Here is a 25,681-nt window from a genome sequence, read left to right as displayed (position 1 = left end):
GAATGGGCTGAGATGCCTGAGTTCGCGTACACCGATCTGCTCCCCATGGGAGAGGACACCACCCCCTACCGGCTGGTGACCTCCGAGGGTGTCTCCACCTTCGAGGCCGACGGGCGGACCTTCCTCAAGGTGGAGCCGGAAGCGCTGCGCAAGCTCGCCGAGGAGGCGATCCACGACATCCAGCACTACCTGCGGCCGGCGCACCTCGCCCAGCTGCGGCGCATCGTCGACGACCCGGAGGCGTCCGCCAACGACAAGTTCGTCGCCCTGGACCTGCTGAAGAACGCGAACATCGCGGCGGCGGGTGTGCTGCCGATGTGCCAGGACACCGGTACGGCGATCGTCATGGGCAAGCGCGGCCAGAACGTCCTCACCACGGGCGGCGACGAGGAGGCCCTCAGCCGCGGCATCTACGACGCGTACCTGAACCTCAACCTGCGTTACTCGCAGATGGCTCCGCTCACCATGTGGGAGGAGAAGAACACCGGCTCCAACCTCCCGGCCCAGATCGAGCTGTACGCCACCGACGGCGGCGCCTACAAGTTCCTGTTCATGGCGAAGGGCGGCGGCTCGGCCAACAAGTCGTTCCTGTACCAGGAGACGAAGGCCGTCCTGAACGAGGCCTCCATGATGAAGTTCCTGGAGGAGAAGATCCGTTCGCTGGGTACGGCCGCCTGTCCGCCGTACCACCTGGCGATCGTCGTCGGCGGCACCTCCGCCGAGTACGCGCTGAAGACGGCGAAGTACGCCTCCGCGCACTATCTGGACGAGATTCCGGCCGAGGGCTCGCCGCTCGGGCACGGCTTCCGGGACAAGGAGCTGGAGGAGAAGGTCTTCGAGCTGACGCAGAAGATCGGCATCGGGGCGCAGTTCGGCGGCAAGTACTTCTGCCACGACGTGCGCGTGGTGCGGCTGCCTCGGCACGGCGCGTCCTGCCCGGTCGCCATCGCCGTCTCCTGCTCCGCCGACCGGCAGGCCGTCGCGAAGATCACCGCCGAGGGCGTCTTCCTGGAGCAGCTGGAGACGGACCCCGCGCGGTTCCTGCCGGAGACGACGGACGAGCACCTCGACGAGTCGTCGGACGTGGTGCGCATCGACCTCAACCAGCCGATGGACGACATCCTCGCCGAGCTGACCAAGTACCCGGTCAAGACCCGGCTGTCCCTCACCGGTCCGCTGGTCGTGGCCCGCGACATCGCGCACGCCAAGATCAAGGAGCGCCTCGACGCGGGTGAGGAGATGCCGCAGTACCTCAAGGACCACCCGGTGTACTACGCGGGCCCGGCGAAGACCCCCGAGGGCTACGCGTCCGGTTCCTTCGGGCCGACGACGGCCGGCCGGATGGACTCCTACGTCGAGCAGTTCCAGGCGGCGGGCGGCTCCAAGGTGATGCTCGCCAAGGGCAACCGCAGCAAGCAGGTCACGGACGCGTGCGACGCGCACGGCGGCTTCTACCTCGGCTCGATCGGCGGCCCGGCCGCGCGCCTCGCCCAGGACTGCATCAAGAAGGTCGAGGTCGTCGAGTACGAGGAGCTCGGCATGGAGGCCGTCTGGAAGATCGAGGTCGAGGACTTCCCGGCGTTCGTCGTCGTCGACGACAAGGGCAACGACTTCTTCCAGGACCCGGCGCCCGCACCGACGTTCACGTCGATTCCGGTGCGGGGGCCGGGTCTGGTGTGATGCGTGCGATCCTGTGACGGACGCCCGCCCCTGATTGACGCAGGGGCGGGCGTCCTTTCAGGTCAGGACCTGATCAGGCGGTGCAGATGACGAAGTTGACCGCGTCGCCCTTCTTGACGGTCGCCGGGGCGTGCGGGGACACCTCGATGATCGAGCCCGGCTTGCAGCCCGTGACCGCCTTCTTGGTGACGGTGCCGAGCTTCGTCTGGGTCTTCTCGAGGAGCGGCTTGGCGAGCACCAGGTCCATGCCCGCGAAGTCGATCGGGATGGTCGCGCCGCCGACGTACAGGATGGTGGTGGCGTCGCTGCTGGCGGACGTGCTGGCCGCCGCCGCCGGGGACGAGCTGTTGCTCGCGACCGAGGTGGCCAGGGCCGTCCCGCCGCCACCCGCGATGAGGGCGGCGGCGACGGCGGCGATGCCGATGGTCCGACGGCGACGGGTGCGGCGCAGGATCTGCGGCGCGTCGAAGTCGGGGGTCTCGGCGGAGTTCGCGAATCGGTTCATGGCGTTTGTCAGTTCCTCTTCGAAAGGTGTGCAGCTGGAAGGCCGTGCATCGCCGTACGAGGTCATCGGATTCCTTCCGTGTGCCGCCGCGGTGAAGGGGCGGAGAGTGCGGGGAACTGACTTCTGAGCTTCTCGATCCCCCGGGCCAGCTGGGAGCGGACCGTGCTCGGCGTGATGCCGAGGTCGGCCGCTATCTCGCTGTCCGAGAGGTCGTCGAAGTATCGCAGTACCACCACGGTCCGCATCCGCATGGGCAGTTGCTGCAACGCGCGCACCAACTGGTCCCTGCTGTCGACCTGCCCGTACTCGTCCCCCGGGGCGACGGTGTCGCCGTCCTCGGAGTGGTGAGTCGTGGTCAGTCGGCGGAATCTCCGCCAGCGGTCATTGGCCAGGTTCACCATGATCCGCCGGACGTAGGCGTCCGGAGCGTCCTTCACTGCGATGACGCGCCACTTGCGGCATGCCTTCTCCAGGGTCTCCTGGACCAGGTCCTCCGCCGCCTCACGGTTTCCCGTGAGGACCAGTGCGCCTCGGAATAACGCGGTCGATCGAGCGGCCACGAATTCCTGGAAGTCCGTCTCCACACGCTCCTCCCTTCCTGTCACCCCCCTCGACGTGAACACGCCCGCTTCTGCTGCACGGCCGTGATGAGACCTGGGTCACAGGGAGTCACCCGTGCGGCTGACCCGGCCCGGATCCCGGAACATTCCGGCCGCCCCGATCGCTGAACGGGACATGAGCGAATACCGGATCGAGCACGACTCCATGGGCGAGGTACGCGTTCCCGCGGAGGCCAAGTGGCGGGCCCAGACCCAGCGGGCCGTCGAGAACTTCCCGGTCTCCGGCCAGCGCATCGAACGGGCCCATATCGAGGCACTCGCCCGGATCAAGGGAGCCGCGGCGAAGGTCAACGCGGGGCTCGGGGTGCTCGACAAGGACATCGCCGACGCGATCGAGGAGGCGGCCGGGGAGGTGGCCGAGGGGAAGTGGGACGAGCACTTTCCGGTCGACGTGTTCCAGACCGGTTCCGGTACCTCGTCCAACATGAACGCCAACGAGGTCATCGCCACGCTGGCGAGCGAGCGGCTCGGCAGGGGCGTCCACCCGAACGACCATGTGAACGCCTCCCAGTCGTCCAACGACGTCTTCCCGTCCTCCATCCACATCGCCGCCACCGCCGCCGTCACCCGGGATCTGATCCCCGCCCTGGATCATCTCGCCGGCTCGCTCACCCGCAAGTCGGAGGAGTTCGCCGATGTCGTGAAGTCGGGGCGGACGCATCTCATGGACGCCACGCCGGTCACGCTGGGGCAGGAGTTCGGGGGGTACGCCGCCCAGGTGCGGTACGGCGTCGAGCGGCTCCTGGCCTCCCTCCCCCGCCTCGCCGAGCTGCCGCTGGGCGGCACCGCCGTGGGGACCGGGATCAACACCCCGCCCGGGTTCTCCGCGGCCGTCATCGAGGAGGTCGCCCGTACCACCGGGCTGCCGCTGACCGAGGCGCGGGACCACTTCGAGGCGCAGGGCGCGCGGGACGGCATCGTCGAGACCAGCGGGCAGCTGCGGACGATCGCCGTCGGACTGACCAAGATCGCGAACGATCTGCGCTGGATGGCCTCCGGACCGCGCACCGGACTGGCCGAAATCAGCCTGCCCGATCTCCAGCCCGGCTCCTCGATCATGCCCGGCAAGGTCAACCCGGTGATCCCCGAGGCCGTCCTGATGGTCGCCGCGCAGGTCGTGGGGAACGACGCGACGGTCGCCACCGCCGGAGCCGCCGGAAACTTCGAGCTCAACGTCATGCTGCCGGTGATCGCGAAGAACGTGCTGGAGTCCGTCCGGCTGCTCGCCAACGTGTCCCGGCTGCTCGCCGACCGGACCGTGGACGGGATCACCGCCGACCGGGAGCGGGCCCGGGAGTACGCCGAGTCCTCGCCGTCGGTCGTCACCCCGCTCAACAAGTACATCGGGTACGAGGAGGCCGCCAAGGTGGCCAAGAAGGCGCTCGCGCAGCGCCGGACCATCCGGCAGGTCGTCCTCGAAAGTGGGTACGTGGAGCGCGGCGACCTGACGGTCGAGCAGCTCGACGAAGCACTGGATGTCCTGCGTATGACACATCCGTGACGTTTCACGCCCGCGCGCAGAACCGTGACGCGCGCCGCAGCGTCGTATGCCCATGGCACCTAATATCTGTGCATGGCAGACGGCGGAGTGGTGAGACGCGTGGGAACGGGTGGTGCTGGGGCCTGCTGGGAGCCCGGGGAGCAGATCCTGTGGCGGTACCGGGAGAACGGCGGCACGGGCCTCCACATCGCCCGCCCGGTGACCGTCGTACGGGACGACGAGGAGCTGCTGGCCGTGTGGCTGGCCCCCGGCACCCAGGTCGTCAAGCCCGTGCTCGTGGGCGGCGTCCCGATGCACCAGGAACCGCTGCGCACGCGCTACACCAAGCCGCGCACCGTCCAGCTCGACCGCTGGTTCGGCACCGGCGTGCTGAAGCTGGCCCGGCCCGGCGAACCCTGGTCCGTGTGGCTGTTCTGGGAGCCGGGCTGGCAGTTCAAGAACTGGTACGTCAACCTTGAGACCCCGCTGGCACGTTGGTCGGGCGGGGTGGACTCCGAGGACCACTTCCTGGACATCTGTGTGTACCCGGACCGGACTTGGGACTGGCGCGACGAGGACGAGTTCGCGCAGGCCCAGCAGGACGGCCTGATGGACGCGGCCACGGCCGCGCGGGTGCGCGAGGCGGGCCGGGCGGCGGTCGAGACGATCCGCGCCTGGGGTGCTCCGTACAAGGACGGCTGGCAGCACTGGCGCCCGGACGCCTCCTGGGCCGTACCGTTGCTTCCGGAGGACTGGGACCGTACGCCTGCGCACGTGTCCACATGAGACCCTTGATGCGCCCCCGGGCAGGAAACGTAGGATCGTCCTCCGCAAGACATGGCAGCAGCAACTCCCGGGGCAGGCACCGGGTCTGACCGAACGTCACCGAGGGGCGGCAGGACGTGAGCGAGGGGTACGAGGGCGACACCGGTGGCCCCGAAGGCCACGCCGGGTCCTCCGGTGACACAGGAACAGCCTCTGACCACGCGGGAATTCCGTTCCGGGGACATGTATTCCGGGTATCGGGTTTCCTGCGGGACCAACTGCGTGCGCGGCACGCAGCCCCGGACGGACGGATTCGACTCGCGTGACGGAGCAGCCCACCAGCTACGAACGCCCTCAGGGCGCCGACCCCACGGACCCCCGCGGGGCGCTCCTGCGCACCCCGGCGGCGGGCGCGGCCGCCTTACCGCATCCTGTCGCCCAGCACGCCCAGAGCGCCCAGGACCGCACCGAGGACACCCCGGGCACCACCGCGCCGTGTGAGAAGGGCGGCATGGGAAGCAAGAGCGCCGAAGGCGCCAAGGACTCCAAGGACTCCAAGGACTCCAGAGACTCCGCGGGAGCCGCGGAATCCGCGGACGGCACGACCGGCACGGACGCCAAGAGCGCCACGGACTTCGAGGGAAAGGATCCGGCCGATTCCGCTCCCGAGCACTCCCAGCCCTCGGCCGGCGACGAGGCCGACACCCATCGGCCGCGTCCGGCGCCCGTCTCCATCCCGGTCCAGCCGGGTGCCGAGGCCCGCTCCGAGCGTCGTACCGGACAGGGCGTGACGGCCGGACGGCCCACGCCGATGCGGCGGGACGGCGACCGGCTGCGGTTCGTGGGCGCCGCGACCCGGCGGATCGCCCGCGGTCTGGACCTGGACGAGATCGTGATGGGGCTGTGCCGGGCCACCGTGCCGACCTTCTCCGACGCGATCCTCGTCTACCTGCGCGACCCGCTGCCGGTCGGCGACGAGCGGCCGGTGGCCGACCGCGTCATGCTGCGGCTGCGGCGCACCGACCGCATCCCGGAGGAGCGCGACACCGAGACCGGCTTCGCCGCGCTCGCCCTGCCGCCGCCCGAACCGACCGAGCTGAACGCCGAGCTGTCGTCCGCCGTCGCCGAACTGTGCGAGGTGAAGCCCGGCGGAGCGCTCGCGGAGGTACTGCGCGGAGTGCGTCCGGTGTTCGCGGACAGTCCGGCCGCCCGCGCCGCGCTGCCCGAACTCCTGGGCGAGGACAGCACCCTGGTCGTCCCCGGCGGGCAGCGGGCCGTCCTGGCCCCGCTGCGGGGCCGGCGCCGGGTGATCGGCGCGGCGGTGTTCCTGCGCCGCCCGGAGCGCTACCCGTTCGAGAACGACGACCTGCTCGTGGCGGCCCAGCTCGCCACGCACAGCGCGCTCGGCATCGACAAGGCGGTGCTGTACGACCGCGAGGCGTACATCGCCGACGAGTTGCAGCGCACCATGCTCCCGGAGCACCTGCCCCGCCCCACGGGCGTCCGGCTGGCCTCCCGCTATCTGCCCGCCGCGGAGACCGCGCGGGTCGGCGGCGACTGGTACGACGCGATCCCGCTGCCGGGCAGCCGGGTGGCGCTGGTGGTGGGTGACGTCATGGGCCACTCCATGACCAGCGCGGCGATCATGGGCCAGTTGCGTACGACGGCCCAGACCCTCGCCGGGCTCGACCTGCCCCCGCAGGAGGTGCTGCACCACCTCGACGAGCAGGCCCAGCGCCTGGGCACCGACCGCATGGCGACCTGCCTCTACGCGGTCTACGACCCGGTCTCGCACCGCATCACCATCGCCAACGCGGGCCACCCGCCGCCGGTGCTGCTGCACCTGGGAGGCCGGGCCGAGGTACTGCGGGTGCCGCCGGGCGCGCCGATCGGCGTGGGCGGGGTCGACTTCGAGGCGGTGGAACTGGACGCTCCGGCGGGGGCGACGCTGCTGCTCTACACCGACGGGCTCGTCGAGTCCCGGCTGCGGGACGTGGCGACCGGCATAGAGCAACTGCGGGAGAAGCTGGCCGCGACCGCGCAGCTCACCGGACCCGACCATCCGCCGCCCCTGGAAGCCCTGTGCGACGAGGTGCTCGACATGCTCGGTCCCGGCGACCGCGACGACGACATCGCGCTGCTCGCGGCACGCTTCGACGGGATCGCGCCGAGCGACGTCGCGTACTGGTTCCTGGAACCGGAGGACGCGGCACCGGGCCGGGCCCGCAGGCTCGCCCGGCGGGCGCTGTCCCGCTGGGGCATGGAGGATCTCAGCGACTCCGTGGAGCTGCTGGTGAGCGAGGTCGTGACGAACGCCGTGCGGTACGCCTCACGGCCGGTCACCCTGCGGTTGCTGCGGACCGACGTCCTGCGGTGCGAGGTCGGCGACGACGTGCCCCAGTTGCCCCGGCTGCGGCAGGCCCGCGCCACCGACGAGGGCGGGCGCGGCCTGTATCTCGTCAACCGGCTGGCCCGGCGCTGGGGCGCGACCCGGCTGAGCACCGGCAAGGTGGTGTGGTTCGAGCTGAACCGCAGCTGAGCTCAACTGCGACTGAGCTCCACCGCGACTGAGCGGACGTACGACAGAAGAGGGCGCCCGGTGCTCACCAGCACCGGGCGCCCTCTTCTCATGCCGTCATGCCGTCATGCCGCTACTGGCCGTCCAGCGGATCGAGTGGACCGCCGGTGCCGGTCGGCCCGCTGCCCGTCGGGGACGGGGAGGACGACGGGGACGAGGACGGGGACGAGGACGGGGAGGACGACGGGGAGGACGACGGGGACGAGGACGGGGACGAGGACGGGGAGGACGACGGGGACGAGGACGGGGACGAGGACGGGGAGGACGACGGGGACGAGGACGGGGAGGACGACGGGGACGGGGACGACGTCTGGACCGCCGCGCCCTGGTCGGTGTCCAGGTCGAACTTGGTGACCTTGGTGGAGACGCCGAAGGTGTACTCCGCCCAGATCTGGGCCGGGAAGCCACCGCCGTTGATACGGCCCGCGACCGTGGTCAGGCCCGTCGTCGCGCCGGTCAGGGGGACCTGTGCGCCGGTCTTGGCCTTCTCGCCGAACAGGCCGACCGAGGTGACCAGGTCGGGGGTGTAGCCGGTGAACCAGGCCGACTTGTTGTTGTCGGAGGTTCCCGTCTTGCCGGCGACCTTCTGGCCCTTGCGCAGCGGGTTGTCCCGCACGGAGGTCTTGGCCGTACCGTCGTCGACCACGCCGGTGAGGACCGAGGTGACCGAGTCGGCGGCCTCCCGGTCGATGACCTGGGCGCCGATGGGGTCGGTGTGCTCGAACGTCGGGTAGGCGCTGTTCGTCGCGGTCTTGATGAGCGCCGGGGTGACCTTCTTGCCGTGGTTGTCGAGGGTGGCGTAGACAGCAGCCATCTGCAGAGGGCTGGCGCCCATGGTGCCCAGGGTCTGGGCGGGCACGGCCTTCAGGTCCTTGGTGTCCATGCCGAGGTCGTCCCCGACCTTCAGCACCTCGGGCATGCCGACGTCGACGCCCATCTGCGCGAAGACGGAGTTGATGGACTTGTTCAGCGCCGTCTGGACGGTGACCTTGCCGTAGTTCTGGTCGTCCTCGTTCTCCGGGGCGAAGGCGATGTCACTTCCGACGACCGGGCGCTTGCTGGTGCCGTCGTACTTGGTGTTGGCGGTGATGGCCTCGCCGTCCTGCGTCTTGGCGTCCTCGTCGAAGGCCGCCGCGAGGATCACCGGCTTGAAGGTGGAGGCGGGCTGGTAGTCGTCGCGGGTGGCGTTGTTGACGTAGTGCTCGGTGTAGCCCACACCGCCGTACATCGCCTCGACCGCGCCCGTCTTGGGGTTCACCGAGACCGCGCCGGCCTGGACGTCGCCGTCGACCGGGCGCTTCTTCTTGTCGAGCTTGCTGGTCAGCTGCTTCTTGACGGCCGCCTCGAGCGCCTTCTGCTTCTTCGGGTCGATGTTGAGCTGGATGTTCCAGCCACCGCGCTTGACCAGGGCCTGGGCGGACTCGAAGTCGTCGGCGACACCCTTGGCGACCAGCTGCCTGGCCAGCTCGTTGTTGGCCGCGATCACCAGATAGCCGACCTGGCCCTCCTGGCCCGCGACGGGCTTGGGCTCCTTCGGCACCGGGAACTCCATGGCGTCACGCTCGGACTTGTCGAGCCACTTCTGCCCGACCATGTTGTTCAGGACGTAGTTCCAGCGCTGCTTCACCAGCTTCTTGCCGGTGTCGGTGGCGGAGGTCCAGTCGTACTGGCTGGGGGCCTGGAGCACCGCGGCGAGGTAGGCGCCCTGCTCGACGGTGAGCTTGTTGGCGTCGACGCGGTAGTAGGCCTGGGCGGCGGCCTGGATGCCGTAGGCGCCGCGGCCGTAGTAGCTGGTGTTGATGTAGCCGGCCAGGATGTAGTCCTTGGACTTCTCCCGGTCCAGCTTCAGGGAGATGATCAGTTCCTTCAGCTTGCGCGTGACGGTCTGTTCCTGGGTCAGGTAGTAGTTCTTCACGTACTGCTGGGTGATCGTCGAACCGCCCTGTGCGCCCTTGCCCATGACGGTGTTGAGGACGCCTCGGGTGGTGCCCTTGAGGTCGACGCCGTTGTCGTCGTAGAAACTCTTGTTCTCGGCGGCGACGAAGGTGTGCTGGACCTCCTTGGGGACCTTCGACAGGTCGACGTTCTCCCGGTTGACGGTGCCGTCGCGGGTCATGGTCGAGCCGTTGGCCCACTCGTAGACGTTGCTCTGCAGCTTGGCGTCGGCGTTGCCCTCGGGGATCGGCGTGCTGACGTAGAGCCAGACCAGGGCGCCGATGACGGCCGTGGTCATGATGAGGAACGCGCCGAGGATCTTCTTCCAGGTGAAGAGGCGGCGTATGAAGCTCTTCTGCTTCTTGTCGCCGCCATTCGTGCCCCTGCCGCCCTTGCCTGCCTTCTTTGCGTTACGGCGCGCGGCGGCGCGGCCCCCGGGTTCGGGCGTGGCGGACTCCGAACTCGGCTGCGGTGCCTCGGCGTTCTCGGCCCGCTCGGCCCGCTCGGCCCGCTCGGTCCGTTCCGGCTGTTCTCTCCGCGATGAGCGGTTCTTGGGCGCCGCGCGACGGCCGCCCTGTCGCGCTCGTCTCTCTTCCGCTCGTCCCATGAATCCGCTCGCTCCGCTTCCTACTCGGCAGTCACACCTGTGTCCAGAGGCAGGTCAGCTCAGAAAGCTAACACCGACCGCTGTGACGAAGGGTCCTCGGTCCGGTCTTCGGAACCGGCATACCTCTCCTACAGAGTCGACGAGCGGGAGGGGCTGGAGGTTGCCATGAGGTTGGTCTCTCTTCTAAATCTGATATCACTTAGATAGAGTTGCGTGAGCAGGTCAGTCCTAGCAGGGGGAGCATCCATGTCCGCAGAGAGTCCTTCGAGCACCGCCAAGATCCAGGAGTTCCCCGCGCGCAGCGTGGGCGGCGGGTTCGCCCTGCTGTCCGGACTGGCCGGGCTGGCGGCCGGCGCCGGGCTGATCGCCCTCGCCACGACCATGGCGGAGAACGGCGGCCAGGCCGCGCTGATCGTCGCCGGCGTCCTCGTGGCGCTCGCCGCGTTCCTGTCGATGTGCGGGCTGAACACGGTGGCACCGGGCGAGGCGCGCGTGGTGCAGCTCTTCGGGCGCTACCGGGGCACGATCCGCGAGGACGGACTGCGCTGGGTGAACCCCTTCACCTCACGGGAGAAGATCTCGACCCGGGTCCGGAACCACGAGACGGCGGTCCTGAAGGTCAACGACGCCTACGGCAACCCGATCGAGCTCGCCGCGGTCGTGGTGTGGAAGGTGCGGGACACCGCGCAGGCCAGCTTCGAGGTGGACGACTTCCTGGAGTTCGTCGCGACCCAGACCGAGGCGGCCGTCCGGCACATAGCCATCGAGTACCCCTACGACTCCCACGACGAGGACGGGCTCTCGTTGCGCGGCAACGCCGAGGAGATCACCGAGAAGCTCGCGGTCGAACTGCACGCGCGCGTGGAGGCGGCCGGTGTGCGGATCATCGAGTCCCGCTTCACGCACCTCGCGTACGCTCCCGAGATCGCCTCGGCGATGCTCCAGCGGCAGCAGGCGGGCGCGGTGGTCGCGGCGCGGCGGGAGATCGTGGACGGCGCCGTCGGGATGGTCGAGGCGGCGCTCGCCCGGATCTCCGAGCGGGGCATCGTGGAACTGGACGACGAGCGGAAGGCGGCGATGGTGTCCAACCTGATGGTCGTGCTGTGCGGGGACCGGGCGCCCCAGCCGGTACTGAACACCGGAACCCTCTACCAGTGACCTCACCCTCGCCCGAAGAGGGCCAGGCCCCTCGGCGCCGGCCGCAGCAGCGCAAGCAGGTGCTGCTGCGGCTGGACCCGCTGGTGCACGACGCGCTGGCCCGCTGGGCCTCGGACGAACTGCGGTCGGCCAACGCGCAGATCGAGTTCCTGCTGCGGAAGGCACTGAAGGAGGCGGGGCGGCTGCCCGGTGACACCGGGCCCCTGCCCCGTCGCGGGCGCCCCCCTGGGGGCTCCGCCCCCAGACCCCCATCGGCCTGAACGGCCTCGTCCTCGAACGCCGGACGGGCTGGTCAGTCGTGGACGGCCCCGGGCCAGGATCCGCACCCGTAGCAAGCCCTGTAGCGAACCCGTGACAATAGGCCCCCACCTGCGGGGCCTCACTCATGCGCGACCTCTCCACACGCCGCGTATACACACGGCGTATACACCGCATGTACAGTCCTCCCCATGTCCATCGGTCACACCCTCCTGGGACTCCTGGAGTCCGGGCCCCGACACGGTTACGACCTGAAGCGGGCCTTCGACGAGAAGTTCGGTCACGACCGGCCGCTGCACTACGGCCAGGTCTACTCGACGATGTCGCGACTGCTGAAGAACGGCCTTGTCGAGGTCGACGGCATCGAGGCGGGCGGCGGTCCCGAGCGCAAGCGGTACGCGATCACCGACGCCGGCATCACGGACGTCGAGCGCTGGCTCGCCACCCCCGAGAAGCCCGAGCCGTATCTGCAGTCCCTGCTGTACACGAAGGTCGTCCTCGCGCTGCTCACCCACCGCGACGCGGCCGACATCCTCGACAACCAGCGGGCGGAGCACCTGCGCAGCATGCGCATACTCACCGACCGCAAACGTGGGGGCGACCTCGCCGATCAGCTGATCTGCGACCACGCCCTGTTCCATCTCGAGGCCGACCTGCGCTGGCTGGAGCTGGCCGCCGCGCGCCTCGACAAGCTGAAGGCGGCGGTGACGGCATGAACGCTCCCGGGGGATCCCTGCTGGTCGCGGAGGACCTGCGCAAGGAGTACGGCCCGACCATGGCGCTGGACGGCGCCGAGTTCTCCATCCACCCCGGCGAGGTCGTCGCGGTGATGGGCCCGTCCGGGTCCGGCAAGTCGACGCTGCTGCACTGCCTCGCCGGCATCGTGACGCCCGACTCGGGCTCGATCCTGTACGCCGGGCAGGACCTGGCGAAGATGAGCGACTCCGAGCGCAGCCGGCTGCGTCGCTCGGAGTTCGGGTTCGTGTTCCAGTTCGGGCAGTTGGTGCCGGAGCTGACCTGTGTGGAGAACGTGGCGCTGCCGCTCCGGCTGAACGGCACCGCGCGCAAGCAGGCCGAGCGCACCGCCCTGGGCTGGATGGAGCGGCTCGAGGTCGACGACCTCGCCAAGAAGCGGCCCGGAGAGGTGTCCGGCGGACAGGGGCAGCGGGTCGCGGTGGCCCGGTCGCTGGTGACCAACCCCCGGGTGGTCTTCGCGGACGAGCCGACCGGCGCGCTGGACTCGCTCAACGGTGAGCGCGTGATGGAACTGCTCACCGAGGCGGCCCGCTCGGCCAACGCGGCCGTGGTGCTGGTCACGCACGAGGCACGGGTGGCGGCCTACTCCGACCGCGAGATCGTCGTACGGGACGGGAAGTCGCGGGACATGGAGCGGGTCGTATGAACCTGCGTCAGTGGGGCAGGGACCTCGGCCTGGGGGTCCGGTTCGCCTTCGCGGGCGGACGGGAGGGGTGGATGCGGGCCGTGCTGACGGCGGTCGGCGTCGGGCTCGGCGTGGCGCTGCTGCTGCTGTCGACGGCCCTGCCGAACGCGCTGTCGACCCGGCAGGAGCGCGAGAAGGCCCGCCAGGACTACTCGTTCATGGAGCAGCCGCCGGCCAAGGCCGACAACACCGTGGTGATCGCCGACACCGGCACGACGTTCCGCGGCGACGACGTGCGCGGGCGTGAGGTGGAGCCCGAGGGGCCCCGCGCCCCGCTGCCGCCCGGGGTCGACGCGTGGCCGGCGAAGGGCGACATGCTGGTCTCCCCCGCGCTGAAGAAGCTGCTGACCTCGGACGAGGGGAAGCTGCTGCGTGAGCGGGTGCCCTACCGGATCACCGGGACCATCGGGGAGAGCGGGCTGATCGGCTCGCACGAACTCGCCTACTACGCGGGCGCCTCCGGACTCGGCAAGCTCGTGGACGGCCCGAACGTGACCCGGATCGACAAGTTCGGGGACCCGGACACCTCGCCCGAGGAGACCGACCCGGTACTGGCGCTGCTGAACCTCGTCGTGATCGTGATGCTGCTGATGCCGGTCGCGGTGTTCATCGCGGCGGCCGTGCGGTTCGGCGGCGAGCGGCGCGACCGCCGGCTCGCCGCTCTGCGGCTGGTCGGCGCCGACGGCGGGATGGCCCGGCGCGTCGCGGCGGGCGAGGCGATGGCCGGCGCGCTGCTCGGCCTGGTCCTCGGCACCGGGTTCTTCCTGATCGGACGTCAGGCGGCCGGTTCCGTCGAGGTGATGGGCATCAGCGTGTGGCCCAGCTACCTCAACCCGACACCGCTGCTGGCCACGCTGGTCGCGGTGGCGGTCCCGGCCGCCGCCGTGCTGGTCACCCTGTTCGCGCTGCGCGGTGTGGTGATCGAGCCGCTCGGCGTGGTGCGCTCGGCCAAGCCCTCGCGGCGCCGCCTGTGGTGGCGGCTGCTGCTGCCGGTGGTCGGCCTCGCCCTGCTCTACCCGATGCTCGGACAGGGCCGCAGCAACGGCGACTTCAACCAGTACCTGGTGGTCGGCGGCGTCCTGCTGCTCCTGGTCGGCGTCACCGCACTGCTGCCCTGGCTGGTGGAGCGCTGCGTCGCCCGGCTCGGCTCGGGCTCGGTCTCCTGGCAACTCGCGGTACGACGGCTGCAGTTGAGCAGCGGTACGGCGGCCCGGATGGTCAACGGCGTCGCGGTGGCGGTGGCCGCCGCGATCGCCCTGCAGATGCTGTTCGCCGGAGTCGACGATCAGTACACCAAGGACAGCGCCCAGGACCTCAGCCGGGCACAGATGCAGGTGCGCGTGCCGGACGGGATCCCGCTGGCGGCGACCGCCCGGAAGTTCACCGAGACCAAGGGCGTACGGAAGGTCATCTCGCTGGGGGAGAACTACGTCAGCAGCCTCTCCTTCGACAGTGAGAGCGGCTCGAGCCTCGAAGCCGAGCTGACCGTCGGCGACTGCGGGGCGCTGCGTGAGGTGGCGAAGCTGCCCTCCTGCCGCGACGGCGACGTGTTCGCCCTGGACGGCTATGGATACTCCAACGACGGGCCCAAGCTGAACAAGCCCGGCAAGAAGCTCTACGTGGCGTCGAGTGTCCCCGGAAAGAGCGGGGAGGTCACCTGGACGGTCCCGGCGGGCGTCATCAAGGGCCACTCGATCAAGAGCCTGACCGGCGTCGAGCGCGGCGGCTTCCTGATCACACCGGCGGCACTGCCGGAGAACCTCGCGCCGATGATCGGCGGGCAGCTGTACCTCTCCATCGACGAGTCCGTGCCCGACGCCTACGAGTACGCCCGCAACACCGCCGCCAAAGTGAACCCGCTGGTCGATCCCATAAACTGGGCCTCCACCACGACGTCCCACAAGTTCGACGCCATCCGCACGGGCCTGCTCGTCGGCGCGATCTGTGTGCTGGCGCTGATCGGGGCGAGCCTGCTGGTCTCCCAGCTGGAGCAGTTGCGCGAGCGCCGCAAGCTGCTGTCGTCGCTGGTGGCCTTCGGCACCCGGCGGCGCACGCTGGGCATGTCGGTGCTGTGGCAGACGGCGATCCCGATCGCGCTGGGCCTGCTGCTGGCCTCGGTGGTGGGGCTCACGCTGGGCGCGGTGCTGCTGAAGATGACCGGCACACCGGTGGGCGTGGACTGGGCGAGCGTCCTGTCGATGACCGGCTGCGGTGCGGCCGTCGTCCTGCTGGTGACGCTGCTGAGCCTGCCGCCGCTGATGCGGCTGATGCGGCCGGACGGGCTGCGCACGGAGTGATCTCGAAGGGCCCCTCGACGGCGACGTCGAGGGGCCCTTCGGCACGTTCACAGCCGGTACTCCCGCACCACCCTCCGCACCTGCGCGAACAGCATGCCCACGTTGACGGCCTTGCGGCAGACGACCACCGCGACCACGTCCTGCTGCTCGGTCATCCGCACGAACAGATGCGTGAGGTTGTCGCTGTTGACGAGGATCTCCTGGAAGAAGTGGTTGTCGCTCTGGATGCCGCGCCGCTCCTTGAAGACGTCCTCGATCATCACGACCGTCCGCCCCTGGAAGAGGTCGAGGGTCGCGCCCGCCAGCAGGTCGAGGACCTCGGGCGGATGGTTGTCGACGGTCTCGTAGGAGAGCAGCATGCCGGTGGACATGTCGACCACGCCGGACGCGACGCAGTCGGGGGCGTCCGTACGCAGTGATTTGACCAGGCCCATCACCTGATCGGAGAAACCTGGGGTCATACGCTTCGTCGCCATCCCTTCAGACTCCGGCGAGAATCAGGTCGATCCGGCGCAGGGCCGGCTGGGTCGCCCGGTGCAGCCGCTCCACGTCCATGCCCTCGTCTCCGAGTACGACCATCAGCGCGGTGTCGCCGACGGCGTAGAACGCGGCACAGCCGTGGCTGCCGTAGGTCACCGTGCGGTGCAGGGCGCCGCGCGCGGTCGCCTCGGAGGTGCGGCGGGCGAGGCCGAGACCGGCCGCGGCGAGGGCGGCGAGTCCCTCCGGGTCGATCGAGTCGGCCGTGTCGGCGGCGATGAGCAGCCCGTCGGCCGCCGCGACCGCGGTGTCGGTGATACCGCTCACCTGCTCGCGCAGGCCGCGCATCTCCCGTGCGAGGGCTTTGTGGTCCATGGGTGCAACTCCCCTATTTCTGATCGCATTTGACCGTCTGGTTTCTGTGGGGGATTTCTGGTGGGGGATTCCTGAGTGGGGCTGCCTCTTCGGCTGTGTGCCTATTTCGTCGATGCGCCTATTTCGTCGTCGGGTTGCGCAGCCGGAAGAAGTCCTTCCAGCCGGTACCGCCGCTGTCGCTTTCCCTTTCGCTTTCGGCTGGCTCCGACGCGAGCGACTCGTTGATGCCGCTGGCGCCGGGATGGCGGCGGGGCAGGGCCGCGGGTCCCTGCGGCGGACCGGCCGGCGGGACGGGCGCGGGCGGCGGGGGCGGGGAGGGTTCCCGGGGCCGTACGCCGTGTCCGTCGGGCGGCAGCCGGACCGGGATCGGGGTGGGCGCGCCCGCACACTCCAGCAGCCCCTCGCCGAGCATCCGGGCCACCTCGACCGTCACGGTGTAGACCCCGCGCCCGGTACGGAAGGCGAGGTCGCGGGCGGTGCGCCGGCCGTCGGCGTGGGTGAGCAGCTCGCGTTGCAGCGGGCCGAGCCGCCCGGCGGCGTAGGAGAGCGAACCGGGGACGGGACGCTCCTGCTCCGGGCGCACCGGGCGGGGCAACGCCAGGAGCGCGCGCAGCTTGCGGGACGCCTCCTGGAGCAGCCGGGTGGGCGGTTCGCCCACGGTGACCGCGGCGGGCGGCGGCCCGGCCTCGGGACCGCGTTCGCAGTCGTCGACGCTGCCCGCGACGACTGCGAACGCGGCGTCCTGGAGGGCCATCGCGCAGACCACCCGCAACTGGGCGGCCCCCGCGTAGCCGTGTGCGATGAGCCCCTCGGCGGGCCAGCGCGCGCCGTCGGACTCACGCACCAGATCGGCCCACTCCTCGCCGCCGATCCGCCCGGAGCGCAGCAGCAGCACCTCCGCGCCGGGCGCGCCGGGGGACTCCACGGCGACGACCAGGCCGCCGCGGAAGTGGAAGGCGCCGCCGGGCGCACCGGAGACCCGCAGCAGTCCCGTGAAGCCGTCACGTCCGCACGCGGCGAGGTCGCGTGCCAGCAGTTCGTAGCCCGACATCACTCCCCCTGACAGGTCGCCCGATTGATCGCACATACGCGTGACGCGTAGCGCTCAGGGGGGAAGGTTTATCAGGCTGCGGGCATATTCCAGTGGGGTGTTTCCCACCTGTCCGCAGTTGACGGAAGTTGAGCGGGAACGCCTGGGAAAAGGAGAACGAGATGTCGCTCGACGCGCTGAAGTCCGCGATCCCGGACTACGCGAAGGACCTGAGACGCAACCTGGACTCGGTCGTCGACGGCTCCCGCCTGACGGCGCAGCAGTTGTGGGGCACGCTCCTCGTCACCTCGATCGCCTCCCGCTCCCCCGTCGTGCTGCGCGAGCTGGCGCTGGAGGCCCAGGCGAACCTCTCGCCGGAGGCGTACACGGCGGCACGCTCGACGGCGGCGACGATGGCGTTGAACAACGTCTTCTTCCGCACCCGGCACCTGCTGTCGGACCAGGAGTACGGAGGTCTGCGGACCGGGCTGCGGATGAACGTCCTCGCCGATCCGGGCGTCGGACGAACCGATCACGAGCTGTGGTGCCTTGCGGTCTCCGCCGTCAACGCCTGCGGGGCGTGCCTCGACTCCCACGAACGGGCCCTCCGCAAGGCGGGCGTCGACCGCGAGACCGTCCAGGAGGCGTTCAGGATCGCCTCGCTGGTCCAGGCGGTGGCGGTGACCCTGGACGCGGAATCGATCCTCACGGAGCCCGCCGAATAGTCGGCACGTCCCTTCCCGACTGCCCCCGGAGGCAACGCCGTTGGCCTCCGGGGACGGATCGGTCCAGGTGACGGGGTGTTGTCAGTGGCCCCCGCTACGTTCGGAATGAGACCGGTAGGACCTGGACTGCAGAGGGACACGCATGGAACCCGTTTTCGCCGACTTCTCCGCCGACCCCGCCCAGTTGTCGAACGCCGTGGTCGCCCACCATCGCTGCGGGATCGCTCCCTCACACCTCGCGCTCGGCGCCGGCGGACACATCAGGGTGGATTTCACGGCGGGCGGCCGGGAGGACATCGCCGAGGCCGTCGTCACGGTGACCGTTCTCGGTGCGAGCGCTCCGATGGACGTCCTGCTCAACGGCAAGGCACTGGCGGAGCGGCTGGAGATACCGGCGGACGGGGAGCACAGCGACCCGCAGGACACCGTCCTCAGTGTGCCGGGGGACCTCCTGGCCGACGGTGACAACCTGCTCGAGATTCGCAACCCGGAGGGCGCGGAAGGGCTGCTGCGGCTGCGAGCCGTCACCGTGGACCCCGCGCACGACCGGGACCGGTCGCGGCGCGCCATGACGGCCCGGGGGGCCAGACGGTCCGTCGTCGCCTTCGGTACCGAGTCCCGTGCCCCCGGCTCCGCCGCCTGGCAGCCCGCTCCCCGGCTGCTCTTCCACATCGACAGCGGCGAGCGCGCCATGCCCGCACACCTCGCCTGGCGCGGAGCGGACGGATCGGAGGCGGCGATCGGACTGCGTGCGGACCTGTCCGGCTTCCTGGGCCACCGCAGGGGCGCCGACGGTGCGGTCACCGAGTACCGCGGCACGCTCGCCGACCGCTGGGCCTACCCCGAGGGCACGGACGGAGCCCCACTGCACCGGTTCTCCACCGAGGAGGGACACGACGGCACCTGGTCCCCCTCCGGCGAGCTGCGCCTGCTGCTCACCGACGGAGGGGCGCCCGTGGAGCGCGTGTCCTGGACCGACCGGCGCTCCACCACCACCTCGGTCGCCCTGAGCTCCGCCGGCCGGCCCGAGGCGCGGGAACCCGTGGGCGAGCTGCGGGACATCACCCGTACGGTCACCGACGTCGAGGCGAGCGACGAGTTCGACCAACTGGACGAGGTCGCGAGGAACCTGCTCCACAAGTCCCGGAACAAGTGGCTGGCTCACGAGGAAACCTCTGAGCTGGACTTCACTTTCGCGCACCCCGTCGCCGTCGCCGTCTACCGGCTGACCTCGGCGAACGACGCCAGCGACCGGGATCCGCGGGACTGGAAGCTGGAGGGCTCGCACGACGGCAGTCACTGGACGACCGTGGACTCCCGCACCGATGAAAGCTTCCGTGGCAGGTACGAGACGAAGGAGTACTCCGTCGCCTCCCCCGCGCTCTTCCCCCGCTACCGCCTCAGCATCGACCGCAACAACGGCTCCGACATGACGCAGCTCTCCCGGATCCAGTTCCTCGCCGGCGAGGCCCCGGCCGCCGGACCGACGCACGGCGCCGTCGACTTCACCGGCTACCGCACGCCTCGCGGGGGCGCCCCCGTCGGATACCGGGGTACGACCGTCCCCGGCCCCTGGTCCGACGCCCCCGGTGAGAAGGAGGGGGACGAAGCGGGGCCGGCCCTGGAGAAGCTGCTCGCCGGTGACCTGGGCGAGACGGCCCGCGGCCTGGACGACGCCGCCCGGCTCATCGGCAAACTGGCGGAGTACCTGAAGAACTCCTGAAACCTGGCTAGTCGGTCTTCTCCGCGAGAGGCGGTGGGGGCACGGGGGCCGACCCCGCGGCTGTCGCTCCTCGGGGTCGGGGGGACGTCCGCTGCGCCGCTTCCCGGGAGTACGCGCGCAGGTACCCGACGACCGTGTTCGTGACCGCCACCAGCGGCACGGCCACCACCGCACCGCCGATGCCCGCGACCATGCCGCCGGAGGCCACCGCGAGCACCACCGCGAGGGGATGGACCCGCACCGCCCGGCCGAGGATGAAGGGCTGGAGGATGTGGCCCTCGATCTGCTGCACCGCCAGCACCACCGCGAGTGTCATCACCGCGGTGAACACCCCCTGCGTCACCAGCGCCACGACCACCGCGAGCGCGCCGGAGGCGACCGCGCCGACCAGCGGGATGAAGGAGAACAGGAAGATGAACACGGCGAGCGGCACGGCCATCGGCACATCGAGGAAGTAGATGCCCAGGCCGATGAAGATGGCGTCGATGAGGGCGACGAGCACGGTGCCGCGCACATACGCGGTGAGCGTCGCCCAGGCCCGCGGCCCCGCGCCCGCGACGCCCGGCCGGGCCGCCGCCGGCACCAGCTTCAGCGTCCACTCCCAGATCCGCTTGCCGTCGTAGAGCAGGAAGAGGGTCGAGAAGAACGCCAGCAGGATGCCGGTGAGCGCCTCGACGACGACGGTGACGCCCTCCAGGCCGGCCGAGGTGATGGAGTCGGTGTTCGCGCCGACCGCCTCGCGCAGGTTCTTGGCGATGCCGTTGATCTGCTTGTCGGTGACGTGGAAGGGGCTGTTGAGCAGCCAGCGGCGCAGATCCTCGATGCCGTCCTGGACCTGGTCGGAGAGGTTGTCGATGTTCTCCATGACCTGCCAGGTCACGAACCAGCCCATCAGGCCGATGACGACGAACCCGAAGATCGCCGTCAGCGCGGTCGCCGGCCCCTGTGGCACCCCCACCCGCTTCAGCCGGGCGACGGCGGGCTCGAGGAGGGCGGTCAGCAGCAGCGCGACCACGAAGGCGAAGACGACCAGCTGGACGGCGCTGATGACCCGCATCAGCACCCAGACGGTCCCGGCGAGCACCAGCAGCCGCCAGCCCGCCTCGGCGGCGACCCGTACGCCCCAGGGCACGGCCAGCGCGGGATCGGGACGCGGCGCGAACGGCGACGGCGGATCGGAGGCGGACGGGAGCGGTGGGGGCGGTCCGGCGGCATCCCCCGACGCCGCTTCCGGCTCCGCGTCGGTACCGTCGGCGACCTCGGCACGGTCGGCAGCCTCGGCGCCGTCGGAGACTTCCGCGTCCTGGGGGCGCTCGTCCTCCCAGTTCTCCCCGTTCTCCCAGCTCTCCCAGCTCTCCCGGTTCTCCCGCTCGACCTCGGCGCGCCGCTCGTCGAGACGCTCACCCATCTCGGTCAGCCGGCCACCGAGCCGGCCGAGCCACCCTGGCACTCGCGACATGATCCGCCCTCTTCCCCCGTTTCTCCCCACCACTCCCCCCTTGGAGCGCGTCGACTCAGACCGTACAGGGCGAAAGCCCCTCCCCTTAGGACGGGGAGGGGCTGCACGAGGTTGAGCGTTCGCTGTGGCGCCGGCTCAGTAGGAGCCGTTGGCCTGCCAGTAGGCCCAGGCACCGCAGGGGCTGTCGTAGCGTACGTTCATGTAGCCCAGGCCCCACTTGATCTGCGTCGCCGGGTTGGTGCGCCAGTCGGCACCGGCGGACGACATCTTGGAGGCGGGGTAGGCCTGGACGAGGCCGTAGGCGCCGGAAGAGGGGTTGACCGCCTGGTAGTTCCACGTGGACTCGTGGTTCACGATGTTGCTGAAGCACTGGAACTGGTCGGCGGGCACGATCGACCGCGCGATGGCCTGGACCTCGGCGACGGTGTACGACGCCTGCTGCGGGAAGCTCCCGGTCGAGGACGACGTCGAGGCCGAGGTCGTCTGGGTCTTGGCCTCGTCCTTCGCGTCGGCGAGGGCCTTGGCCGCCTTGGCCGCCTTCTCCTTGGCGACGGCGGCCTTCTGCTTGGCCACCGCGTCCTTCGCCGCCTGCTTACGGGCGGTTTCCTCCGCCGACTTCCTGGCGGTGGTGTCCGCGGCGATGGCCTGGGTGTTGGCCTGCTGGGTCAGCGAGGCCGTCTGCACCTCGGCCTGCTGGCCTATCGGTAAATCGGCGAGGAGGGTCGCCTGACCCACCGTCGCTTCCGCGTCGTTGCCTGACTGTGCGGTGCCTGCCTGGGCGACTCCCATGACGGCGCCGACAGTGGTGACCGCGGTGGCCGAGGCCACCGCGAATCCCCGGGCCGAGTTCCGGCTCACAAGGGTTCCTTACTGTTGTGTCGTCGGGGTGACTCAGTACCAGTGGTTGGCCTGCCAGAACGACCACGCCTCGCAGGGGCTGCCGTACCGGCTGTCCATGTAGCTCAGGCCCCACTTGATCTGGGTGGCCGGATTGGTCCGCCAGTCGGCGCCGGCGGACGCGTACTTGCCTGCGGGCAGCGCCTGGAAGAGGCCGTAGGCGCCGGAGGAGGCGTTCACCGCTTGGGGGTTCCAGCTGGACTCGTGGTCCACGATGTTGCTGAAGCACTGGAACTGGCCGCTCGGCACCATCTGCGCCGCCATGGCCTGGATCTGCGCGGTCGTGTAGGAGCTCTGGATCGGGAAGTCGCCCGCGCTGCGGCTGGCCTTGGCCTTCGCCTCCGCGCGCTCCTTGGCCGCCTTCTCGGCGGCCTCCTTCTTCGCGACGGCGGTCTCGGCGGCGGCCTTGCGAGCGGTCGCCTCGGCCTCCTTCTTCGCGCCCTCGTCGGCGGCGATGGCCTGGTAGTTGGCCTGCTGCGCGAGGGACGCGGTCTGTACCTGGGCCTGCTGGCCGACAGGTATGTCCGCGAGGAGGGTGGCGTCGCTCGCCGTCGCCTCCGCGTCGTTGGTCTGCGCGACGCTGCCCGAGGCAACACCGACGACGCTTCCGACAGCGGTGACCGCCGTGGCCGAGGCCACTGCGAATCCCCGGACCGAGATCCGGCTCACACGGTTTCCTTCCAGCACCGCCCGCTTGGGTGACCCTGGCGGACGCAATCGTGCCCCTGACGCTGGCCTCCCAACTGCGGGGTCACGGGAGGCACTGGCCCGTCGGGCAACTCCCGGCTCGGGAGCGCCGCATGGTGCTCGGGCGGCATACGGCGACGCTATGGAGTTGAAAGGGGTGGTGCAGGTGCGTTTTCCGGACCGTTGAGGGTACGGGTGTGCCGTATGCGGGGGCCTGACAGGAGTGAGACTCTGCCGTAACCCGTACGGGGGAGGCAATTCCGGGTCGGGTGTGAAAGCTCACACTTCTCGGGACCCAGGTTATTTCGCGAAACCCACACACACGCGGACGCCGCCCGGCTAGGCTCACTGCCTTTGCCGGACGGCGCCAACTGACGCGCAATGCTTATGAACTTGTACAGCAGTGGTCAGATCTGACCGTCCTCCAGCATTTCGGTCACAAGCGCCGCGATCTGGGACCTCTCGGACCGGTTCAGCGTGACGTGCGCGAAGAGCGGGTGGCCCTTCAGCTTCTCCACGACGGCGACGACACCGTCGTAGCGCCCGACCCTCAGGTTGTCCCGCTGGGCCACGTCATGGGTGAGCACCACCCGTGAGTTGGCGCCGATCCGGGACAGCACGGTCAGCAGGACGTTCCGCTCCAGCGACTGGGCCTCGTCGACGATCACGAAGGCGTCGTGCAGGGAGCGCCCGCGGATGTGGGTCAGCGGGAGCACCTCCAGCATGCCGCGGGCGGTGATCTCCTCGATGACCTCCCGGGAGGTGACGGCCGACAGCGTGTCGAACACCGCCTGCGCCCAGGGGCTCATCTTCTCGGACTCGCTGCCCGGCAGATAGCCGAGCTCCTGCCCGCCCACCGCGTACAGCGGCCGGAAGACCATCACCTTCTGGTGCTGGCGGCGCTCCAGGACCGCCTCCAGGCCCGCGCACAGGGCCAGCGCCGACTTGCCGGTGCCGGCCCGGCCGCCCATCGAGAGGATCCCGACGTCCGGGTCGAGCAGCAGGTCGAGCGCGATGCGCTGCTCGGCGCTGCGGCCCTTGATGCCGAACGCCTCACGGTCGCCGCGCACCAGCCGGATGTTGCCGTCGGGGGTGACCCGGCCCAGTGCCTTGCCGCGCTCCGACTGGATGGTCAGACCGGTGTGCACGGGCAGGTCGGCGGCCTCCGGGACGTACACGTGTCCTTCCTCGAAGAGGATGTCCACCTGTTCGCCGGGCAGGGTCAGTTCGGACATTCCGGTCCAGCCGGAGGAGTCCGTGATGGCGAGCTCGGCCCGGTACTCCTCGGCGAGGAGGCCGACCGAGGACGCCTTGATCCTGAGCGGCAGATCCTTCGACACGACGGTGACGTCGAACCCCTCGGCCTGCAGATTGCGGGCGACCGCGAGGATGCGTGAGTCGTTGTCCCCCAGGCGGTAGCCGGTGGGCAGCACGCTGGGGTCCGAGTGGTTGAGCTCGACACGGATGGACCCGCCCAGCTCCCCGATCGGGATGGGGGCGTCGAGGCGGCCGAACTTCACCCGGTAGTCGTCGAGCAGGCGCAGTGCCTGCCTGGCGAAGTAGCCGAGCTCGGGATGGTGCCTCTTGGCCTCCAGTTCCGTGACCACGACGATGGGGAGCACTACCTCGTGCTCCTCGAAGCGGGCCATGGCGTTCGGGTCGGCCAGCAGGACGCTGGTGTCGAGAACATAGGTGCGCCGGTCTGGCATACGGCGCTTTGTACTGGTCACCACGGAAGGACGTACCCCCTCGGATGAGGTCGGGGAGCGACGGAGTGGAGCTGGACCGGTCGACGGCCCCGATGCACGGGCCGGGGACCGGCCCCCCACTGCTGCTTCCGTGCCGTGACCGCACGGTCGAGCTGGTGCAAAGGGCCTCCCGGGCGGACGGCCCCGTGCCGTCCGCTGAGATCCGACACCCGTGGTTCGGGTGTCGACCTGCTTGGCTTATGCCCTCGAACATGCGCCACCATGCCACGGCATATGACGGCGTGCCGGTGAACTCCTTGTTACATCCGCCCCAGAACGGGTACGCACCACCACCCTCGCGGGCGGGTCCGCGTCAGCCGCCGTAACGCCGATGACGTGCGGCGTAGTCGCGCAGGGCGCGCAGGAAGTCGACCTTGCGGAAGGCCGGCCAGAAGACCTCACAGAAGTAGTACTCCGCATGGGCCGTCTGCCACAGCATGAAACCGGACAGCCGCTGCTCGCCGCTGGTGCGGATGACGAGGTCGGGGTCGGGCTGGTCGCCGGTGTAGAGGTGACGGCCGATGAGGTCGACGCTGACGGAGTCCGCGAGGTCCTCCATCGAGGTCCCCCGGTCGGCGGCGTCCACGATCATCGAGCGCACGGCGTCGGCGATCTCCTGCCGGCCGCCGTAGCCGATGGCCACGTTGACCAGTATCCCGTCGACGTGGGAGGTGGCCTCCTCGGACTCCTTGAGCGCGGTCTGCACATGGGAGGGGAGGATGTCCGGGGTGCCCACGTGGTGGACGCGCCAGCGGCCGTCGGCGGCGAGGGCGCGCACGACGTCCTCGATGATGCCGAGCAGGGGGACGAGCTCCTCCTTGGCGCGGTCGAGGTTGTCCGTCGACAGCAGCCAGAGGGTGACGACCTCGACGTCCGTCTCGGAGCACCAGCCGAGGAACTCCTCGATCTTGTCGGCACCGGCGCGGTGACCGTGGACGGTGGTGGAACCGGAGGCCTTCGCCCAGCGTCGGTTGCCGTCCATGATGACGCCGATGTGCTTGGGCACCTGAGCGTGGTCCAGGTGGCCTTCCACCCGGCGTGCGTACAGCCTGACCAGAAGGCCGCGCAGCTTGTCGCGCAGGTTCACGTGATCGTCAGCCCCTCTGTACGGTGCGGTCCCCGACGACGGCGAAGCCTACCCCCGCAACGAGGGGGCAAAAAAACGGGCCGGTCCGTGGGGGGGAGACGGACCGGCCCGAGGGGGGGTTTCCACCATAACCCTTCGTAAGTGATGCT

The 25,681-nt window shown here is 70.1% G+C and carries 22 protein-coding genes; 11 read left to right on the top strand and 11 right to left on the bottom strand.

Annotated elements, in window-relative coordinates; genetic code table 11:
- Positions 1-12 precede the first annotated feature (12 nt).
- On the top strand, positions 13-1,680 hold the full coding sequence (locus ACFPIH_RS10375) for a fumarate hydratase (RefSeq protein ID WP_381165232.1): 1,668 nt from the start codon (positions 13-15) through the stop codon (positions 1,678-1,680).
- Between the two features lie 73 nt (positions 1,681-1,753).
- Here ACFPIH_RS10375 and ACFPIH_RS10370 read toward each other — a convergent pair whose 3' ends face one another.
- Together ACFPIH_RS10370 and ACFPIH_RS10365 are read right to left on the bottom strand one after the other, a co-directional pair.
- Positions 1,754-2,185, bottom strand: coding sequence for a PASTA domain-containing protein (locus tag ACFPIH_RS10370; RefSeq protein ID WP_381165234.1), 432 nt, complete (start codon positions 2,183-2,185; stop codon positions 1,754-1,756).
- A gap of 62 nt (positions 2,186-2,247) precedes the next feature.
- A complete protein-coding gene (locus ACFPIH_RS10365) occupies positions 2,248-2,769 on the bottom strand; it encodes a SigE family RNA polymerase sigma factor (protein WP_381165236.1) in 522 nt (173 codons plus the stop codon).
- Between the two features lie 151 nt (positions 2,770-2,920).
- On the opposite strand from ACFPIH_RS10365, the gene ACFPIH_RS10360 reads away from it, so the two are divergent.
- The 3 genes from ACFPIH_RS10360 (at position 2,921) to ACFPIH_RS10350 (ending at position 7,589) form a co-directional block, all read left to right on the top strand.
- Positions 2,921-4,306: a class II fumarate hydratase gene (locus ACFPIH_RS10360; RefSeq protein ID WP_381165238.1), complete on the top strand. Its 1,386-nt coding sequence runs from the start codon at positions 2,921-2,923 to the stop codon at positions 4,304-4,306.
- A gap of 72 nt (positions 4,307-4,378) precedes the next feature.
- Positions 4,379-5,071: a cytidylyl-2-hydroxypropylphosphonate hydrolase gene (gene fomD, locus ACFPIH_RS10355; protein WP_381165240.1), complete on the top strand. Its 693-nt coding sequence runs from the start codon at positions 4,379-4,381 to the stop codon at positions 5,069-5,071.
- A 301-nt stretch (positions 5,072-5,372) separates the two neighbouring features.
- A complete protein-coding gene (locus ACFPIH_RS10350) occupies positions 5,373-7,589 on the top strand; it encodes a SpoIIE family protein phosphatase (protein ID WP_381165242.1) in 2,217 nt (738 codons plus the stop codon).
- A gap of 112 nt (positions 7,590-7,701) precedes the next feature.
- Here ACFPIH_RS10350 and ACFPIH_RS10345 read toward each other — a convergent pair whose 3' ends face one another.
- Complete coding sequence (locus tag ACFPIH_RS10345; RefSeq protein ID WP_381165244.1) at positions 7,702-10,170, bottom strand: transglycosylase domain-containing protein; 2,469 nt, start codon at positions 10,168-10,170, stop codon at positions 7,702-7,704.
- A 246-nt stretch (positions 10,171-10,416) separates the two neighbouring features.
- On the opposite strand from ACFPIH_RS10345, the gene ACFPIH_RS10340 reads away from it, so the two are divergent.
- The 5 genes from ACFPIH_RS10340 to ACFPIH_RS10320 all read left to right on the top strand — a co-directional run bounded on the left by ACFPIH_RS10340 (position 10,417) and on the right by ACFPIH_RS10320 (position 15,324).
- Positions 10,417-11,328, top strand: coding sequence for an SPFH domain-containing protein (locus ACFPIH_RS10340; protein WP_381165246.1), 912 nt, complete (start codon positions 10,417-10,419; stop codon positions 11,326-11,328).
- Complete coding sequence (locus ACFPIH_RS10335; protein WP_381165248.1) at positions 11,325-11,588, top strand: type II toxin-antitoxin system antitoxin; 264 nt, start codon at positions 11,325-11,327, stop codon at positions 11,586-11,588. The genes ACFPIH_RS10340 and ACFPIH_RS10335 overlap by 4 nt, the downstream gene beginning before the upstream one ends.
- Before the next feature lie 189 nt (positions 11,589-11,777).
- Positions 11,778-12,302, top strand: a complete 525-nt coding sequence (locus tag ACFPIH_RS10330) for a PadR family transcriptional regulator (protein ID WP_381165250.1) — start codon at positions 11,778-11,780, stop codon at positions 12,300-12,302.
- On the top strand, positions 12,299-12,988 hold the full coding sequence (locus ACFPIH_RS10325) for an ABC transporter ATP-binding protein (protein ID WP_381165252.1): 690 nt from the start codon (positions 12,299-12,301) through the stop codon (positions 12,986-12,988). The genes ACFPIH_RS10330 and ACFPIH_RS10325 overlap by 4 nt, the downstream gene beginning before the upstream one ends.
- The gene (locus ACFPIH_RS10320; protein ID WP_381165254.1) at positions 12,985-15,324 is read left to right on the top strand and encodes an ABC transporter permease; all 2,340 of its coding nucleotides are present in this window, start codon (positions 12,985-12,987) and stop codon (positions 15,322-15,324) included. Before ACFPIH_RS10325 ends, ACFPIH_RS10320 begins: the two co-directional genes overlap by 4 nt.
- A gap of 47 nt (positions 15,325-15,371) precedes the next feature.
- Here ACFPIH_RS10320 and ACFPIH_RS10315 read toward each other — a convergent pair whose 3' ends face one another.
- The 3 genes from ACFPIH_RS10315 to ACFPIH_RS10305 form a co-directional block, all read right to left on the bottom strand.
- Positions 15,372-15,800, bottom strand: coding sequence for a hypothetical protein (locus ACFPIH_RS10315; RefSeq protein ID WP_381165256.1), 429 nt, complete (start codon positions 15,798-15,800; stop codon positions 15,372-15,374).
- Positions 15,801-15,804: 4 nt separating this feature from the next.
- On the bottom strand, positions 15,805-16,176 hold the full coding sequence (locus ACFPIH_RS10310; protein WP_381165258.1) for a roadblock/LC7 domain-containing protein: 372 nt from the start codon (positions 16,174-16,176) through the stop codon (positions 15,805-15,807).
- Between the two features lie 118 nt (positions 16,177-16,294).
- Complete coding sequence (locus ACFPIH_RS10305) at positions 16,295-17,227, bottom strand: MarR family transcriptional regulator (protein WP_381165260.1); 933 nt, start codon at positions 17,225-17,227, stop codon at positions 16,295-16,297.
- A gap of 161 nt (positions 17,228-17,388) precedes the next feature.
- Here ACFPIH_RS10305 and ACFPIH_RS10300 point away from each other — a divergent pair, with 161 nt between their 5' ends.
- Complete coding sequence (locus ACFPIH_RS10300) at positions 17,389-17,931, top strand: alkyl hydroperoxide reductase (protein ID WP_381165262.1); 543 nt, start codon at positions 17,389-17,391, stop codon at positions 17,929-17,931.
- 142 nt (positions 17,932-18,073) lie between these two features.
- Positions 18,074-19,654 (top strand): alpha-1,2-mannosidase, encoded by a 1,581-nt coding sequence (locus tag ACFPIH_RS10295; RefSeq protein ID WP_381165264.1) that lies wholly within the window; start codon positions 18,074-18,076, stop codon positions 19,652-19,654.
- A gap of 7 nt (positions 19,655-19,661) precedes the next feature.
- Here ACFPIH_RS10295 and ACFPIH_RS10290 read toward each other — a convergent pair whose 3' ends face one another.
- The 5 genes from ACFPIH_RS10290 to ACFPIH_RS10270 form a co-directional block, all read right to left on the bottom strand.
- Complete coding sequence (locus tag ACFPIH_RS10290; RefSeq protein WP_381165266.1) at positions 19,662-21,113, bottom strand: AI-2E family transporter; 1,452 nt, start codon at positions 21,111-21,113, stop codon at positions 19,662-19,664.
- Between the two features lie 135 nt (positions 21,114-21,248).
- Positions 21,249-21,971, bottom strand: coding sequence for an aggregation-promoting factor C-terminal-like domain-containing protein (locus ACFPIH_RS10285; RefSeq protein ID WP_381165268.1), 723 nt, complete (start codon positions 21,969-21,971; stop codon positions 21,249-21,251).
- Between the two features lie 33 nt (positions 21,972-22,004).
- A complete protein-coding gene (locus ACFPIH_RS10280; RefSeq protein ID WP_381165270.1) occupies positions 22,005-22,679 on the bottom strand; it encodes an aggregation-promoting factor C-terminal-like domain-containing protein in 675 nt (224 codons plus the stop codon).
- Positions 22,680-23,104: 425 nt separating this feature from the next.
- Positions 23,105-24,430 carry a PhoH family protein gene (locus ACFPIH_RS10275; RefSeq protein ID WP_381165272.1) on the bottom strand — a complete coding sequence of 442 codons (1,326 nt, stop codon included), beginning with the start codon at positions 24,428-24,430 and terminating at the stop codon, positions 23,105-23,107.
- 328 nt (positions 24,431-24,758) lie between these two features.
- Positions 24,759-25,532 (bottom strand): isoprenyl transferase, encoded by a 774-nt coding sequence (locus ACFPIH_RS10270; RefSeq protein WP_381165274.1) that lies wholly within the window; start codon positions 25,530-25,532, stop codon positions 24,759-24,761.
- Positions 25,533-25,681 lie beyond the last annotated feature (149 nt).

The organism is Streptomyces vulcanius, from assembly GCF_042653945.1.
GTDB lineage: Bacteria > Actinomycetota > Actinomycetes > Streptomycetales > Streptomycetaceae > Streptomyces > Streptomyces mangrovi.
This window is presented reverse-complemented; position numbering and strand designations above follow the sequence as displayed.